The 17,424-nt window shown below is 57.7% G+C and carries 14 protein-coding genes; 9 read left to right on the forward strand and 5 right to left on the reverse strand.

The window, feature by feature from the left end:
• Positions 1-104: 104 nt before the first annotated feature.
• The 4 genes from KGD89_RS24360 to KGD89_RS24375 all read right to left on the reverse strand — a co-directional run bounded on the left by KGD89_RS24360 (position 105) and on the right by KGD89_RS24375 (position 3,460).
• Positions 105-887 carry a hypothetical protein gene (locus KGD89_RS24360; RefSeq protein ID WP_162883709.1) on the reverse strand — a complete coding sequence of 261 codons (783 nt, stop codon included), beginning with the start codon at positions 885-887 and terminating at the stop codon, positions 105-107.
• The gene (locus KGD89_RS24365) at positions 832-1,281 is read right to left on the reverse strand and encodes a hypothetical protein (protein ID WP_143008740.1); all 450 of its coding nucleotides are present in this window, start codon (positions 1,279-1,281) and stop codon (positions 832-834) included. The genes KGD89_RS24360 and KGD89_RS24365 overlap by 56 nt, the downstream gene beginning before the upstream one ends.
• 609 nt (positions 1,282-1,890) lie before the next feature.
• On the reverse strand, positions 1,891-3,153 hold the full coding sequence (locus tag KGD89_RS24370) for a type II toxin-antitoxin system HipA family toxin (protein WP_025262340.1): 1,263 nt from the start codon (positions 3,151-3,153) through the stop codon (positions 1,891-1,893).
• Complete coding sequence (locus tag KGD89_RS24375) at positions 3,146-3,460, reverse strand: helix-turn-helix domain-containing protein (RefSeq protein WP_025262341.1); 315 nt, start codon at positions 3,458-3,460, stop codon at positions 3,146-3,148. The genes KGD89_RS24370 and KGD89_RS24375 overlap by 8 nt, the downstream gene beginning before the upstream one ends.
• Before the next feature lie 408 nt (positions 3,461-3,868).
• Between KGD89_RS24375 and hutU the strand changes: the two genes are divergently transcribed.
• The 9 genes from hutU (at position 3,869) to hutG (ending at position 15,099) form a co-directional block, all read left to right on the forward strand.
• A complete protein-coding gene (hutU, locus tag KGD89_RS24380) occupies positions 3,869-5,566 on the forward strand; it encodes a urocanate hydratase (protein WP_025262342.1) in 1,698 nt (565 codons plus the stop codon).
• Positions 5,567-5,698: 132 nt separating this feature from the next.
• Positions 5,699-6,664, forward strand: coding sequence for an ABC transporter substrate-binding protein (locus KGD89_RS24385; RefSeq protein WP_025262343.1), 966 nt, complete (start codon positions 5,699-5,701; stop codon positions 6,662-6,664).
• 71 nt (positions 6,665-6,735) lie between these two features.
• Positions 6,736-7,587 carry an ABC transporter permease gene (locus KGD89_RS24390; protein ID WP_025262344.1) on the forward strand — a complete coding sequence of 284 codons (852 nt, stop codon included), beginning with the start codon at positions 6,736-6,738 and terminating at the stop codon, positions 7,585-7,587.
• A complete protein-coding gene (locus tag KGD89_RS24395; RefSeq protein ID WP_025262345.1) occupies positions 7,587-8,414 on the forward strand; it encodes a quaternary amine ABC transporter ATP-binding protein in 828 nt (275 codons plus the stop codon). Before KGD89_RS24390 ends, KGD89_RS24395 begins: the two co-directional genes overlap by 1 nt.
• 11 nt (positions 8,415-8,425) lie before the next feature.
• Complete coding sequence (locus tag KGD89_RS24400; protein ID WP_025262346.1) at positions 8,426-9,967, forward strand: HAL/PAL/TAL family ammonia-lyase; 1,542 nt, start codon at positions 8,426-8,428, stop codon at positions 9,965-9,967.
• A 69-nt stretch (positions 9,968-10,036) separates the two neighbouring features.
• Positions 10,037-11,584, forward strand: a complete 1,548-nt coding sequence (hutH, locus tag KGD89_RS24405; protein WP_025262347.1) for a histidine ammonia-lyase — start codon at positions 10,037-10,039, stop codon at positions 11,582-11,584.
• Positions 11,585-11,688: 104 nt separating this feature from the next.
• On the forward strand, positions 11,689-13,065 hold the full coding sequence (locus KGD89_RS24410) for an amino acid permease (protein WP_025262348.1): 1,377 nt from the start codon (positions 11,689-11,691) through the stop codon (positions 13,063-13,065).
• Positions 13,066-13,081: 16 nt separating this feature from the next.
• A complete protein-coding gene (gene hutI / locus KGD89_RS24415; RefSeq protein WP_025262349.1) occupies positions 13,082-14,287 on the forward strand; it encodes an imidazolonepropionase in 1,206 nt (401 codons plus the stop codon).
• An 11-nt stretch (positions 14,288-14,298) separates the two neighbouring features.
• Positions 14,299-15,099: an N-formylglutamate deformylase gene (gene hutG / locus KGD89_RS24420; RefSeq protein WP_025262350.1), complete on the forward strand. Its 801-nt coding sequence runs from the start codon at positions 14,299-14,301 to the stop codon at positions 15,097-15,099.
• A 63-nt stretch (positions 15,100-15,162) separates the two neighbouring features.
• Here the strand turns inward: hutG and KGD89_RS24425 are convergent, their stop codons facing one another.
• Entirely contained in the window at positions 15,163-17,391 is a 2,229-nt protein-coding gene (locus KGD89_RS24425; RefSeq protein ID WP_025262351.1) for a heavy metal translocating P-type ATPase, read from the reverse strand.
• Positions 17,392-17,424 lie beyond the last annotated feature (33 nt).

Here is a 17,424-nt window from a genome sequence, read left to right on the forward strand (position 1 = left end):
TTATGACGAAACTTACAAAGCAGGCACCAAGAAGGATACCGGCCTTAATACACACACTATGCAATTAAAAATCGCCTGCAAAAATCTTTAAACAAACCATATAATCACCCAAGAAACCTTGAATACCTTACATAAACACCATGCTGATCAACAGGATTTTGATATTTACGAATCCCTGGATCGCTACTATATAGAAACACTGGGCTAGGTGGGTCGTTAGGGACATGGCGAACTAACCAAGGAGCACGACTTTCATCATTCCTAGACGATAAATATGCAGTCTCACGCCGCAACCCTAGGGCTTCCCTAACACACTCCTTTTGTGCACTCCTCACATTCTTGCAACTAACAGCCAAACAAATATCTTCATGTGACGGATAGAGAGCTATTCCAGCTTTAAAAACCCCCACATCAAGCTCATGATATGCAGCTGGCGGCACAGAGGAATGAGCCTGAGGTAAACAACGTAAACCTGACTGGCTTATAAACCAACTAAGGGTATAAGCCTCAACCGAAATCCACGCCTCCAAATCATCACTACCTGCACAACTCATTAAAAAATGAGAAAACTTCTTCCGATTGGCAGAAGCAGGACTAAGAGCAATCACAACCTCATGACTGAGCCCTTTACCATTTAACGGAGCAACATGTTTAATTGAGGTACCGGCCTGCCTAGAGTACGCCCTCAAAACCCTCCACAAGACCTGTAATTCAAACAACTTATCAATAGAAACCTTTGACCGCAATGAAATAGGTAAAGCGCTAGTTTTTGAAGCGATATTGAATAGCTTTTCTATTTTATCTATCAACCCCGAAGGAGTAGGAGGCTTTTTACTCTTCACTATTAAACTCTTCTTCTGACGGAATAAGCCCTTTAAAATATCCATATAACTCTTGCTGACGCACAGGAACTTTTTTCTTTAACTGGGCCTTTAATCGAAATGGCTTATCAAAGCCGACAATCACTGCATCCGAAATAGGTTGCTCAAGCAAAGATGATAACCCATCAAATATCTCTTGTGCAGTCGCTTTTGTAGCGGGGAATGCAAGAGAAAAAAGCATTGCCAATGCCTCCTCAAATATCCACTTAATATCCGAATCTTCAGACTTAGGTGACAATCGCTCGGCATCACCGTCAGGATCAACGTTATTATCTTCAGTACTGAGATCTGTTCTCCGCGCCAACTCATGAAACTCTGCTTCTTTAGGCCCACGATACGCCACTGCAAGCTCATGAATACGCTGGATAGCTTTTACCATTTCCTCCTTGGTCACCATCACCCTACTGCCCTCATCGAAATATTTTTAACATTGGAGTAATGCTCCAATGGATACCAGCCTGCTTGCATAGCAAGTCGACGCCAATAATAGCACTATGCCAACACCAAAACACCTAGCCATAAAGCAAACAGCCACAACGTCTTCAAATACTTTGACAGAAGCAAAAGCAATTAATATAGCCACTAAAAAATCATGCATGCACCTGATCAACCTACTGCGCATTTTCAGAACAAAGCTTTTACCCACAATTATTCCTTGACGAAGGATCATTGAGTATAACTACATATTTGCAAATTCCGTTTCGAGAAAACCTACAAGATACCAATCACCACCAAGATCCTCGCCTTTAACGTCTAAAAATTTTGCGCACAAACCTAAATAACACCCAATGGTAGTCACAGTTACTTATTATTTATCTTTATTTAATAACCTCAAAGAGATGACATTCTAGACAAGTGACATCCAACTCTACCCAAAGACTAACGGACAAGATCAATAAATTATAAACCGCGCAAAAAAACCGAAGCTCCCACTAGCCACCTCTATAGTCCTCCGGAGGGGGTAGCCCCAACCAAAAACTCAATTATCCTCTATCTGTATAGTTATCCCTTATCGAAGCCGACGGATGTTGTCGTTGATCTGATACTGGATGGTACTCAGGGTTTCTGAAGTGATTTGCTGGGGGAACCTGTTTTTGGCCATGGCCGTAAAGTCGCTGGCAACGTCACAGACTTTCTCAATGACGGAGCCTGTCTCACGAGATGAAAGCCCAACCTCTTGTCTTCCAAGAAGAACAAGGCTCTTTCGGCTAATATCCAGAGCTTCGCCCATCACGTCCATTTGGTGATAACCACCCGGTCCGTCGCAGAAGGTCACGTCATAGGCAGGAGCCAGCGTCCATTCGCCGGTTGACGACATGATGTACGCGAAGTTCTTGGGATGATCGTCTCGGTTGTTGAATACGACATTGAAAACAATCCTCTCATAAGCGATCACTTGCTCTCGTACATCGTTGGTACACATCAAGGTCGCACGCAGAAAATTGGCATAATCCAGAGATCCTGGGGTCTGGAAGTCGGCTCCGGTAAAGGCAGCCAGACTCTGCATGGGGATTCGCATACCGGCTTGTCGATCAAACCGTTTTGTAGCGAAGGCCGTCTGGCCATTGGGGAGTTTGAAGTACTGCGTTTGCGGTGTATCAATACCGCACTTGTGCAAACATTCGGAGTAAACCGCTTCGATTGCACAAACTTCGGGATGCTCCTGCCTGGCCGGGAACTTGATCAACCAAGCCTCCAGGTCAGGTGCAGCAGTAATGGTGAATATATCACTTGCGGGAGCACGATAGAGTAAGGCTTTTGGCCTAGCCCCTTGGGGAGAACCCCCCATTTGCAACAGCCTCTGCAAGAACTCTCCACCTTCACCATTGAGCACGTCCTGGACCTCGACAGCCAGTCGGGCAAGGGGAATATCTTCTTGCGATATAGATGCCTCTGGCACCATCGGCTCAAATGACATCGCGCCCATGGCATTGGCACCGATGTAAGTCAGGCGTTCCAGAGGACCAATACGTACAGGATTGAGACCACGGCGCTTGAACAGGCGATCCATCAACAGCATGCCCCAGCCGTCAGGCAGGGAATCATAGATAGGGCCGGGCAGCCCCAACTGGTGAGCGGGAAAGTCTGTACGCAGTTTGGGTCCACTTAAGGGAAGCTTGTAGGCCGACAGTTCAAGCCCTCTGTTCTTCGCCTCATCACTGAACTCAAATGCAATCAGCGGGCGTCCGTTAATAGCGGTCGATGAAACAAGTGTGCCCCAACGCCAATGTTCTCCCCAGCCATCGTAGTAGACGTCGACCTGCTTATGCATTGTTGGGTTTCCTCTTGGCACGGTGGCGACTGGCGCTGTTTTCATAGCGGAGAATGTCGTCAAGGCTTTCCAGCTTAGGCTGGAACAGCCCTTCCAGCTCGTTGATACGTCCAAGCACCATTGCTACACGGACCAGACTCTCGAATGCAACGTTTCGGCCTGCTTCCAGATTGGACACAGTGTTGACGCCAATGCCTGCGCGCGCAGCTACATCTGCTTGTGTCATCTGCTGCGCCAGTCGCTCTTTGCGCAACCGCTCGCAGAGCAATTTGACAAGCTCGTCGGGTCTTTTGAATTCTAAATCCATAATATTGTGTCTTAGATCGTATTTTTTGACTTAACCCACAATACTACAGATTTATAAAAACACCTTCGCGACTATCACCGCCAAGCCCCAGCACATGGCAAACCCACCACAGCGCTGTTACCCATCGCCCCAAAACCGTGCAAGGCACTCCGTCAGTAACAAGCCTTCCTTCCTGATAGCCAGCACACCTGCAACACCTGAAACCCAATGTTTACAGGTGCTTCCAACCTTCCATCGATCCACGCACCAGCCTCCATGCAAAGTTGGCCTATCAATTGCATATGCTTGTATGTACAAGTAGAGACAGGTTATAAATACCCCACGCTCTACCCGACAGAATTCGCCTGAGTGCCAGGCACCACTCGCCCGTCATCGGGCTGGTTTGGATTGATCGCTGAGGATTTTTTTGTGACCGACAATAATCAAGACCGCAAGCAAGACTGGACCCGCCATCGTGACGTCGAAGTGCGGGCTGCCCGTGGCACTCAACTGACAGCAAAGAGCTGGCTGACCGAAGCCCCGCTGCGCATGCTGATGAACAACCTTGATCCTGAAGTGGCCGAAAACCCGAAAGAGCTGGTGGTCTACGGCGGGATTGGGCGGGCGGCACGCAACTGGGAGTGCTACGACAAGATCGTCGAGAGCCTGACCCGGCTCAACGACGATGAAACCCTGCTGGTGCAATCCGGTAAACCGGTTGGCGTGTTCAAGACCCACAGCAATGCGCCGCGTGTACTGATCGCCAACTCGAACCTGGTGCCGCACTGGTCAAGCTGGGAGCATTTCAACGAGCTGGATGCCAAGGGTCTGGCAATGTATGGCCAGATGACGGCAGGCAGCTGGATCTACATCGGCAGCCAGGGCATCGTTCAGGGCACTTACGAAACCTTCGTCGAAGCCGGTCGCCAGCATTACGACGGCAGCCTCAAGGGCCGCTGGGTGCTGACCGCAGGCCTGGGTGGCATGGGTGGCGCACAGCCGCTGGCCGCAACACTGGCCGGAGCCTGTTCGCTGAACATCGAATGCCAGCAGAGCCGCATCGACTTCCGTCTCAAGACCCGTTACGTCGATGAGCAAGCCACCGACCTGGACGACGCTCTGGCGCGTCTCGCCCGCTACACCGCCGAAGGCAAGGCCATCTCCATAGCCCTGTGCGGCAATGCGGCTGAAATCCTGCCGGAAATGGTCCGCCGCGGCGTGCGCCCGGACATGGTCACCGACCAGACCAGCGCCCACGACCCTCTCAATGGCTACCTGCCCAAAGGCTGGAGCTGGGAAGACTACCGCGCCCGTGCGCTGACCGAGCCGGCTGCCGTCGTCAAAGCGGCCAAACAGTCCATGGCCGAACACGTCGAAGCCATGCTGGCCTTCCAGAAAGCCGGGATTCCAACCTTCGACTACGGCAACAACATCCGTCAGATGGCCAAGGAAGAAGGCGTCGCCAATGCCTTCGACTTCCCGGGATTCGTACCCGCCTACATCCGGCCATTGTTCTGCCGTGGCATCGGTCCTTTCCGCTGGGCGGCCCTGTCGGGCGATCCGCAGGACATCTACAAGACCGACGCCAAGGTCAAGGAACTGATCCCGGACGATGCACACCTGCATAACTGGCTGGACATGGCCCGCGAACGCATCAGCTTCCAGGGCTTGCCGGCACGTATCTGCTGGGTCGGCCTGGGTCAGCGCGCAAGGCTGGGTCTGGCCTTCAACGAAATGGTCCGCAGCGGCGAGTTGTCTGCGCCCGTGGTGATCGGTCGCGATCACCTGGACTCCGGCTCGGTCTCCAGCCCCAACCGCGAAACCGAGTCCATGCGTGATGGCTCCGACGCAGTCTCCGACTGGCCGCTGCTCAACGCCCTGCTCAATACCGCCAGCGGTGCGACCTGGGTTTCCCTGCACCATGGCGGCGGTGTCGGCATGGGCTTCTCGCAGCATTCGGGCATGGTGATTGTCTGCGACGGCACCGATGAAGCGGCCGAGCGCATTGCCCGCGTACTGCACAATGACCCGGCGACAGGCGTCATGCGTCACGCCGATGCCGGTTACGACATTGCCATCGAATGCGCCAAAGAGCAGGGCTTGAACCTGCCGATGATTGGGCGTTAAAGGCATTTGCCATGGGTGTGGCGGTTCAGCGCCGTCACATTGAAAAAAGTCAGGATAGACACTGATAACGCCCACAGGCCGGATGCCTACTTGAAGCTGCCGTCATCCTTTTCAGGTTTTGGAGCATCGACAATGAAAATGAAAAAAGCGCTGTTAACCACTCTGGTATCGGCTGGCCTGCTGGTCAGCGCCGGTGCAAGTCAAGCGGCCGGGTGGTGCGAGTCAGGCAAGCCGGTCAAGTTTGCCGGTCTGAACTGGGAAAGCGCGATGTTGCTGACCGACATTCTTCAAGTCGTCCTGAGCAAGGGCTACGGTTGCAGCGTGGATGCGTTGCCGGGCAATTCCATCGCCATGGAAAACGCCCTGAGCACCAATGACATTCAGGTCTTCGCCGAAGAGTGGGTAGGCCGTAGCGAAGTCTGGAACAAGGCCGCTGCGGCAGGAAAAGTCGTAGGCGTCGGCGCACCTGTGGTCGGAGCGGTCGAAGGCTGGTACGTGCCGCGCTACGTGATTGAAGGCGATGCCAAGCGCAAGCTGGAAGCCAAGGCTCCGAACCTGAAGTCCATCACAGATCTGGCTCAATACTCAGCCGTGTTCAAGGATCAGGAAGAGCCCGGTAAAGGCCGTTTCTACAACTGCCCGGCCGGCTGGACCTGCGAGCTTGAAAACAGCGAAATGCTCAAGACCTACGGCCTGGAAAGCAAGTACACCAACTTCCGCCCAGGCACCGGCCCGGCACTGGACGCGGCTATTCTGTCCAGCTACAAGCGCGGTGAGCCGATCCTGACGTATTACTGGTCACCCACGCCGTTGATGGGGCAAGTCGATCTGGTTCGTCTGGAAGAACCAGGCGTCAACAAGACCATCGACATCAAGGTCGGTGTCTCCAAGGCGTTCCACGAACAGGCACCTGAACTGATCGCCGTACTGGAGAAGGTCAATCTGCCCATCGACCTGCTGAACCAGAACCTGGGACGCATGGCCAAGGAGCGGATCGAATCACCGAAACTGGCGAAGATTTTCCTCAAGGAACACCCGGAAGTCTGGCACACGTGGGTCAGCGAAGACGCTGCGAAAAAGGTTGAGGCCTCTCTGTAAACCCCGGAGCAGATTATCTGCGCAGGCACAGGCGACATGGCTGTGCCTGACAACCTGATCGAGAGCACCTTATGTTTCCCGAAAGTTTTACCTTCTCCATTGCCAACTGGGTCAACGACGGGGTTGATTCGCTGGTCACCGAGTACGGCGATGTGTTCCGGCACATCTCCGATACCTTGCTGTGGGCCATCGTCAATCTGGAAAGCCTGCTGCGCATGGCACCCTGGTGGCTGGTGCTGATGATCGTCGGCGGCATTGCCTGGCATGCGACGCGAAAAATCGTCACCACCGCATTGATTGTCGGCCTGCTGTTCCTCGTCGGCGCTGTCGGGCTGTGGGACAAGCTGATGCAGACGTTGGCGCTGATGCTGGTCGCCACCTTCATCGCAGTGTTGATCGGCATTCCTCTGGGCATTCTTTCAGCGCGCAGCAACCGCCTGCGCTCCGTGCTGATGCCGCTGCTGGACATCATGCAAACCATGCCCAGTTTCGTTTACCTGATCCCGGTGCTGATGCTGTTCGGCCTGGGCAAGGTCCCGGCCATCTTCGCCACCGTGATTTACGCCGCGCCGCCGCTGATTCGCCTGACCGACCTGGGCATCCGTCAGGTCGATAGTGAAGTGATGGAAGCGATCAACGCCTTTGGTGCCAATCGCTGGCAGCAACTGTTCGGCGTGCAACTGCCACTGGCGATGCCGAGCATCATGGCCGGGATCAACCAGACCACCATGATGGCGCTGTCGATGGTCGTGATTGCTTCGATGATCGGCGCCCGTGGCCTGGGCGAAGACGTTCTGGTGGGCATCCAGACCCTCAATGTCGGGCGCGGCCTGGAAGCCGGTCTGGCCATTGTCATTCTGGCGGTTGTCATCGACCGCATCACCCAGGCCTATGGCCGCCCACGGCATGAGGCGAGCAAATAATGAGCCTGGAACCGAACAAAATCGTCGTCAAAAACGTGTTCAAGATCTTCGGCAGCCGCTCGAAAGAAGCCTTGGCGATGGTAAAGCAGAGCAAGAGCAAGGATCAGGTGCTGGCCCAGACCGGCTGCGTGGTGGGCGTCAACGACCTCTCGCTATCGATCGGCAGCGGCGAGATTTTCGTCATCATGGGCTTGTCGGGTTCGGGCAAATCGACGCTGGTGCGCCATTTCAATCGCCTGATCGACCCTACCAGCGGCGAGATTCTGGTGGATGGCGAAGATATCCTGCAGTACGACACGGAGGCCCTGCGCCAATTCCGTCGCCACAAGATCAGCATGGTGTTCCAGAGCTTCGGCCTGCTGCCCCACAAGAGTGTGCTGGACAACGTGGCGTACGGCCTGAAGGTGCGCGGCGAGAGCAAAGCCCTCTGCCAGGAGCGTGCGCAGCACTGGATTAGCACCGTGGGCCTCAAAGGCTACGAAAAGAAATACCCGCACCAGCTCTCTGGCGGCATGCGTCAGCGCGTTGGTCTGGCACGGGCACTGGCGGCCGACACCGACATCATCCTGATGGATGAAGCGTTCAGCGCCCTTGATCCGCTGATCCGCGCCGAGATGCAGGACCAGTTGCTGGAGCTGCAAGCGACGCTGAAGAAAACCATCGTGTTCATTACCCACGACCTGGACGAAGCCGTGCGCATCGGCAACCGGATCGCGATTCTCAAGGATGGCCGTCTGATTCAGGTCGGAACGCCAAAGGAAATCCTTCACTCGCCCGCCGACGATTACGTTGATCGCTTCGTGCAGCGGCGCGCAGTCACTGTTTAAGGATGGTGTCGATGCAACGAGCAGAACAGATCGTTTTCGGTGAGGCCACGACAGGTTGGCAGGACGTGGTGGCCGTGGCCCGTGATGGTGCGCACCTGATGCTGTCGGAACGGGCCTGGGCGCGTATCGACAATGCCCAGGCCATCGTTCAGCGCATCGTTGCCCGTGGCGAGCGGGCTTACGGTGTGAACACCGGACTCGGCGCACTGTGCAACGTCTCGCTGGAAGACGAACAACTCAGTCGCCTGTCGCGCAACACATTGCTCAGCCATGCCTGTGGCGTAGGCACACCGCTGCCCGACGAACAGACACGCGCAATCATCTGTGCCGCGATTCTCAACTACAGCCAGGGCAAGTCCGGCATCCATCGTCAGGTTGTGCAAGCGCTGCTGGCCTTGCTCAATCAAGGCATCACGCCGCAAGTGCCGTCGCAGGGGTCGGTGGGTTATCTGACCCACATGGCGCATGTCGGCATCGCGCTGCTGGGCGTGGGTCAGGTCAGTTATCGCGGGCACATCGTTCCAGCGCAGCAGGCATTGAGCGAAGCAGGTCTGCACCCCGTTGAACTGGGCGCCAAGGATGGGCTGTGCCTGGTCAACGGCACACCCTGCATGACCGGCCTGAGCTGTCTGGCCATTGCCGACGCCACGCGCCTGACGCAATGGGCCGACGTGATCGGTGCCATGACCTTTGAAGCGCTGCGCGGCCAGCTCGATGCCTTCGACGAAACCATCATCGCCCTCAAGCCCCATCCGGGTATGCAACAGGTCGGCAGAAACCTGCGCAGCCTGCTGGCGGGCAGCGAAGTGCTTGCCAGCAGCCAGGGCATTCGCACCCAGGACGCCCTGAGCATACGCTCTATCCCGCAGGTACACGGCGCAACACGGGACCAGTTGGCCCATGCGATAAGGCAGGTCGAAACCGAGCTGAATGCGGTCACCGATAACCCGTTGCTGCTGGGCACTCCTGACGATTACCGCGTGGTGTCGCAAGCCAACCCGCACGGTCAGTCAGTCGCCATGGCGGCGGATCTGTTGTGTGTGGCGGTGGCGGAGCTGGGTTCGATTGCCGAGCGGCGTCTGGATCGACTGATCAACCCGGCCGTCAGCGGTCTGCCGGCTTTTCTGGTCAGCCAGCCGGGTGTCAACTCGGGGATGATGATCGTCCAGTACGTGGCCGCCTCGCTGTGCGCAGAAAACCGCCAGATGGCACAACCGGCGGTGGTCGATAACTATGTCACCTCGGGCTTGCAGGAAGATCATCTGAGCCTGGGCACCAGCGCTGCCTTGAAGCTGCATAAGGTACTGGGCAACGCAACGCAGATTCTGGCCATCGAATACCTGCTGGCGGCCCAGGCGTTTGAGTTCCTCAAGGAACAGCATTTTGGGGCAGGCACCGACATTGCCTGGCGCGCACTGCGTGAGCAGATCCCCGCGTATGACCAAGACCGCTGGCTGGCCCCGGATATTGCCAGCAGCGTAGCCGTACTCAAGAACGAAGAAGTGCTGGAGAGGATTTTCCGGCACGGTCGTGAACAGACGACAACCCCATAACAACAGGGCTGCAAGGCGGCATGCTTCAAAAGAGCAACCGCCTGACATCAATCAAGGAGTAGCTGCATCGTGACCAAACCCTCTGCCAAGTCATTGAATCTGACCCCCGGCCAACTGACCCTGGCGCAACTGCGAGCGATCTATCAGCAACCGGTAACGCTGAAGCTCGATAGCAGCGCCGATCAGCAGATCGAAGACAGCGTTGCCTGTGTGGAACGCATCCTGGCCGAAAACCGCACGGCCTATGGCATCAACACCGGTTTCGGCCTGCTGGCTTCGACGCGCATCGCCAGCGAGGACCTGGAAAACCTGCAGCGTTCTCTGGTGCTGTCCCATGCCGCCGGTGTCGGGCAGCCGATCAGCGACGAATTGGTGCGTCTGGTCATGGTGCTCAAGGTCAACAGCCTGAGCCGTGGTTTCTCCGGCATCCGGCGCGTGGTGATCGATGCCCTGATCGCCCTGATCAATGCCGAGGTCTATCCACATATCCCGCTCAAGGGTTCGGTGGGTGCTTCCGGTGACCTCGCGCCGCTGGCCCATATGTCTCTGGTGCTGCTGGGCGAAGGCAAGGCTCGCTACAAAGGCGAATGGCTCGATGCCGTCGATGCGCTTGAAGTGGCAGGCCTGAAACCGCTGACTCTGGCTGCCAAGGAAGGTCTGGCATTGCTCAACGGAACGCAGGTTTCCACCGCGTTCGCACTGCGCGGCCTGTTCGAGGGTGAAGACTTGTTCGCCGCAGCCATGGCCTGCGGCGCGCTGACCGTAGAAGCGGTGCTGGGCTCGCGCTCGCCTTTCGACGCCCGCATCCATGCCGCTCGCGGCCAGCGTGGCCAGATCGATGCCGCTGCCTGCTATCGCGACCTGCTGGGTGAAAGCAGCGAAGTGTCCGAATCCCATCGCAACTGCGACAAGGTTCAGGATCCTTACTCCCTGCGCTGCCAGCCACAGGTCATGGGTGCCTGCCTGACCCAGTTGCGTCAGGCCGCCGAAGTGCTGGAGATCGAAGCCAACGCCGTCTCCGACAACCCGCTGGTGTTCGCAGCCGAAAACGATGTGATCTCCGGCGGCAACTTCCACGCGGAACCGGTTGCCATGGCCGCCGATAATCTGGCGCTGGCCATCGCGGAAATCGGTTCCCTGAGCGAACGCCGCATTTCGCTGATGATGGACAAGCACATGTCGCAGTTGCCGCCCTTCCTGGTGGCCAACGGTGGGGTCAACTCCGGCTTCATGATCGCCCAGGTCACGGCTGCTGCCCTGGCCAGTGAAAACAAGGCGTTGGCCCATCCGCACAGCGTCGATAGCCTGCCGACTTCAGCCAATCAGGAGGACCATGTTTCCATGGCTCCGGCAGCCGGCAAGCGGTTATGGGAAATGGCAGAAAACGTTCGCGGGATTCTTGCCGTAGAATGGCTGGCTGCATGCCAGGGACTGGACTTGCGCAACGGCCTCAAAACCTCTCCAAAACTGGAGCAGGCCCGCGCCGTACTGCGCAGCAAAGTACCGCCCTATGAGAAGGATCGTTTTTTTGCACCGGACATAGAAGCTGCCAGCCAGCTGTTGTCCTCAACTTGCCTGAACCCGTTGGTTCCTGCACGTCTGCTACCCAGTCTGTGATGTACCGCGAGCCTGGCAGGGCTCGCAATGGTAGTTCGCTGCGGGAAGCCGGAAGCAGGTGTTCTCGCAGCTATTTGCCATACCCAGTAATGAGATGGACGGAAATGACGTCAAAAGTTGGTTTGAAACGCGGGTTATCCGCCCGCCACATTCGCTTCATGGCTCTGGGCTCTGCCATCGGCACAGGGTTGTTCTATGGCTCTGCCGCCGCAATCCAGCAAGCGGGGCCTGCGGTTCTGCTGGCTTATCTGATCGGTGGTGCAGCGGTCTTCATGGTGATGCGCGCCCTTGGTGAGATGGCCGTGCACAACCCGACCTCCGGCTCGTTCAGCCATTACGCCAGCCGTTATCTCGGCCCTCTGGCGGGTTTCGTGCTGGGCTGGACCTACGCCTTCGAGATGATCATCGTCTGTCTGGCCGATGTCACCGCGTTCGGGATCTACATGGGCTTCTGGTTCCCGGAAGTGCCGCGCTGGATCTGGGTGCTGGGCATCGTGTTCCTGATCGGCGCGCTCAACCTGTGCAACGTCAAGGTGTTCGGTGAAACCGAGTTCTGGCTGTCGCTGCTCAAGGTCGGCGCCATCGTAGCGATGATCGTGGCCGGTTTCGGCATCATGCTGTTCGGCATCGGTTCATCCACTGGCGACAACGCCATCGGGATCAGCAACCTCTGGGCCCACGGCGGTTTCATGCCCAATGGCATCGGCGGCCTGATCGCCTCGCTGGCCGTGGTGATGTTCGCCTTTGGCGGCATCGAAATCATCGGTATCACGGCGGGCGAAGCCAAGAACCCGCAACGCACGCTGCCACAGGCCATCAATGCCGTGCCGCTGCGCATTCTGCTGTTCTACGTCCTGACCCTGTTCGTGCTGATGTCCATTTACCCATGGCCACAGATCGGCACTCAAGGCAGCCCGTTCGTGCAGATTTTCGACAATCTGGGCATCGCTTCAGCGGCGACCATTCTCAATATCGTGGTGATCTCGGCTGCCGTATCCGCCATCAACAGCGACATCTTCGGCGCAGGCCGCATGATGTATGGCATGGCGCTCGAAGGTCAGGCCCCGGCCGGTTTTGCCAGACTGTCGCGCCAGGGCGTGCCATGGATGACAGTCGTGGTCATGGGCGTGACGCTGCTGGCTGGCGTGCTGCTCAACTACCTGATCCCGAAGAACGTCTTCCTGCTGATCGCCTCCCTGGCCACCTTCGCCACGGTCTGGGTATGGCTGATGATCCTGCTGACCCAGGTTGCCATGCGCCGCTCCATGAGCCGCGAAGAAGTTGCACAACTGAAGTTCCCGGTCCCGTTCTGGCCTTATGGGCCGGCTGCCGCCATCGTCTTCATGCTGTTCATCTTCGGCGTGCTGGGCTACTTCCCGGATAACCGGGCTGCGCTGATCGTCGGCGCGATCTGGATTGTGCTGCTGGTCATCGCCTACTACCTCTGGATAAAACCCAGACACACCCAAAACACCCAATGACCCAAGGAGGCCCGGGATGACAACACTCTGGAAGAACTGTCACATCGCAACCATGGCGCAAGGCAACTACTCGATCATCGAGGATGCCGCCATCGTGACCTCTGGAGCATTCATCCACTGGATCGGGCCTCACAATCAGCTCTCGGAAACTGATTTTGGCAGCACCGTAGACCTGGGCGGCGCCTGGGTCACGCCGGGCCTTATCGATTGCCACACTCATACGGTATTCGGTGGCAATCGCAGCGGTGAATTCGAGCAGCGCCTGCAAGGCGTGAGCTATGCCGAGATCGCTGCTGCAGGCGGCGGCATAGCCAGCACGGTACGGGCGACACGCGCAGCCAGCGAGGACGAACTGTTCGCCAGTGCCGAGCGACGCTTGAAGCATCTGCTGCGCGACGGAGTGACCACTGTCGAGATGAAGTCCGGCTACGGCCTGGATCTGCCAAGCGAACGCAAGATTCTCAAGGTGATCCGTCGCCTGGGCAGCAGCCTGCCCGTCACCGTGCGCAGCACCTGTCTGGCCGCCCACGCCCTGCCGCCGGAATACACCAACCGCGCCGACGATTACATCCGGCATATCTGCGACGACATGCTTCCGGCACTGGCCGAGGAAGGTCTGGTGGATGCCGTGGATGCGTTCTGCGAGTACCTGGCGTTTTCGCCAGCGCAGGTCGAGCAGGTATTTATCACCGCAAAGCAACTGGGTTTGCCGGTAAAACTGCATGCCGAACAGCTTTCGTCACTGGGCGGTTCAAGCCTTGCGGCGCGTTATCAGGCCTTGTCGGCGGACCATCTGGAGTTCATGACCGAAGACGACGCCATTGCCATGGCCGCTGCCGGAACCGTCGCCGTGCTGCTGCCGGGCGCGTATTACTTCCTGCGCGAAACCCAACTGCCGCCGATGGATGCCCTGCGCAAGCATGGCGTGCCGATTGCCATCTCCACCGACATGAACCCCGGCACCTCGCCCGGCCTGTCACTGCGCCTGATGCTGAACATGGCCTGCACACTGTTCCGCATGACGCCTGAAGAAGCCCTGGCAGGCGTCACCCTCAATGCCGCGAAGGCACTGGGCCTGGATAAAACCCATGGCTCGCTGGAAATCGGCAAGGTAGCGGACTTCGTCGCCTGGAACATCGAACGCCCTGCCGATCTGGCCTACTGGCTGGGCGGCGACCTGGATAAACGCATCGTGCGCCACGGCGTCGAATCATCGATCTGAAGGAGAGCCCTGTGGATAACGTTCTGACATTCAAGCGTGGTCGCGTCCCGCTGCTGATCAGCATGCCTCATGCGGGCCTGAAGCTGACACCGGCAGTCAAAGCCGGCTTGGTGGACGAAGCCTTGAGCCTGCCCGACACCGACTGGCACATCCCACGCCTTTACGACTTTGCGGCCGAGCTTGGGGCCAGTACCCTGGCTGCCGAGTATTCGCGCTTCGTCATCGACCTCAATCGCCCGTCCGACGACAAACCGCTGTATGCCGGTGCGACGACCGGACTGTTTCCTTCGATCCTGTTCGACGGCGTGCCGCTGTTCAAGGAGGGCCAGGAGCCCGACGCGGCCGAGCGCGCCAGCTACCTGCAACAGATCTGGGTGCCTTACCACCAGACGCTGGAGCAAGAGCTGCAACGCCTGCGCGATGAGTTCGGTTATGCGCTGCTGTTCGATGCCCACTCCATTCGCGGCCACGTCCCGCATCTGTTCGACGGGCGCCTGCCGGACTTCAACCTCGGCACCTTCAACGGTGCCAGTTGTGATCCGCAACTGGCAGGCAGGCTGGAAAATGTGTGCGCAGCCGCCAAGGACTACAGCCATGTGCTCAACGGTCGCTTCAAGGGCGGCCATATCACCCGCCATTACGGCGACCCTGCCAATAACATCCACGCCGTACAACTGGAACTGGCGCAGAGCACCTACATGGAAGAGTTCGCCCCTTTCCATTACCGCCCTGACCTTGCGGCACCGACCCGAGAGGTATTGAAAGGATTGCTGGAGACGTTTATTGCCTGGGGGCAGGAGAGGTTTGGTTGATCCCGCTGAATGAATTCGCTCCCATAGCGGAGCGAATTCATTCGCGAAAAGCTCAAAAGCAGCTCACTTCTTGAGCAACCTCAACCCGTTGAACACCACCAGCAAGCTCACACCCATATCGGCAAACACCGCCATCCACATGGTCGCCAACCCGGCAAAGGTAATGCCCAGAAAGAACACCTTGGTGATAATCGCCAACGCGATGTTCTGCTTGAGTATCGCCGAGGTGTCGCGTGACAACCGGATAAAGGCCGGGATCTTGCGAAGGTCGTCGTCCATCAGGGCGACATCGGCAGTCTCAATGGCAGTGTCAGTGCCCGCCGCAGCCATGGCGAAACCGATCTCCGAACGGGCCAGCGCAGGGGCATCGTTGATACCGTCGCCCACCATGCCGACGCGATGATTGCGTGCATACAAGTCTTCGATGGCCTGCAACTTATCCACAGGCAGCAGATTGCCCTGAGCCTGATCGATCCCCACCTGCTCAGCGATGGCCTTGGCGGTGTGCGGGTTGTCACCGGTCAGCATCAGGGTCTTGATGCCAAGCTCGTGCAACTGGGCGATAGCCTCGCGGCTGCTGTCCTTGACCGTATCGGCCACCGCGAACAGCGCCAGCGGGCCTGAGGTATCCAGCAGCAGAACCACGGTCTTGCCCTGTATTTCCAGTGCATCGAGCCTGGCTTCAAGCTCCGGCGAGCACAGCCCCAGTTCTTCGACCAGACGGTGGTTGCCCAAGTGGTAGAGCTGGCCATTGATCTCGCCTTTCACGCCCCGCCCCGGCAATGCCTCGAAAGCGCTGACCTCATGCAAACCCTGCCCTTGCCCCGACGCCTTCGCGATGGCCTGGGAAACCGGGTGATCGGAGCGACCAGCCAGGCTGGCAGCAATGGCTGGCGCACTGTCGGAGACAGTCACATCCAGCGGTAGATAGTCAGTCTGCACCGGCTTGCCATGGGTGATGGTGCCGGTCTTGTCCAGAGCCAGGTAATCGAGCTTGCGGCCCATTTCCAGATAGACGCCACCCTTGATCAGAATCCCCTTGCGCGCCGCAGCGGCCAGACCGCTGACGATGGTCACCGGCGTGGAAATCACCAGGGCACACGGGCAGGCCACGACCAGCAATACCAGCGCCCGATAGATCCAGTCGAACCAGGCACCGCCGAAGAACAGCGGCGCAATCAGGGCTACGGCCAGTGCCGTCAGGAACACCACCGGGGTATAGATTCGCGAAAAACTATCGACAAAACTCTGGGTCGGTGCCCGCGCGCCCTGAGCCGCTTCCACCGCATGAATGATCCGCGCCAGCGTGGAATGGCTCGCGGCAGCCGTCACCCGGTATTCAAGCGAGCCGGACTGATTGATGGTGCCGGCAAAGACCTTGTCGCCCACGGTTTTTTCCACAGGCAGGCTTTCGCCGGTAATCGGTGCCTGATCGATGGTCGAGTTACCCGAAACCACCTCGCCATCCAGACCGATCCGCTCACCCGGTCGAACCCGCACGATAGCACCCATTTCGACGCTCTTGACCTCGGTTTCAACCCAGTTTCCATCACTCTGCCTGACGGTCGCCACATCGGGCGTCAACTGCATCAGGCTGCTGATCGCGTTACGGGCACGGTCCAGCGACTTGGCTTCGATCAGTTCGGCCACGGTGAACAGAAACATCACCATTGCCGCTTCAGGCCATTGGCCGATCAGGACCGCGCCAGTCACCGCGATGCTCATCAAGGCGTTGATATTGAGGTTGAAGTTCTTCAGCGCGATCCAGCCCTTTTTATAGGTGGTCAGGCCGCAACTGAGGATCGAAACAATGGCCAGCAACGCCACGACCCAGGTCGGGCCAAGCTCAGCGAAATGGACGATTTCCGCACCCAGCGCCATCACACCGGACAGCGCCAGAGGCCACCAGTGCTTTTTCGGCGCAGGTGTCGCCGGGGCATCCTGGCTAGTGCCTTCCTCGATGGGCTCGGCCTGCATGCCCAGCGAACCGATGGCTTCACGAATCGGCTCGGTCGTCGGCAGGTCATGCCACACACCAAGGATGCGATTGATCAGGTTGAACTCCAGCTTCTGCACACCCGGCAACTTGCCCAGTTTGTTCTGGATCAGCGTCTGCTCGGTCGGACAATCCATCTGCTCGATGCGAAAACTGCTCAGACGCCCACCGGCTGCCGGTGCCTCGTCAAAAGTGACAGTGGCAGGCGCAGCTGCGCTGGAACAGCACGAATGGGCGTGCTTGTGATCATCCTTGTTGTCGTCATGCGGTGGAGAAATCTTTGTAATCTGGCCCATGGTCGGCTCCCGGGATCTACTTGTTGCCAAGTG

The organism is Pseudomonas cichorii (genome assembly GCF_018343775.1).
In the GTDB taxonomy this organism is placed as follows: domain Bacteria; phylum Pseudomonadota; class Gammaproteobacteria; order Pseudomonadales; family Pseudomonadaceae; genus Aquipseudomonas; species Aquipseudomonas cichorii.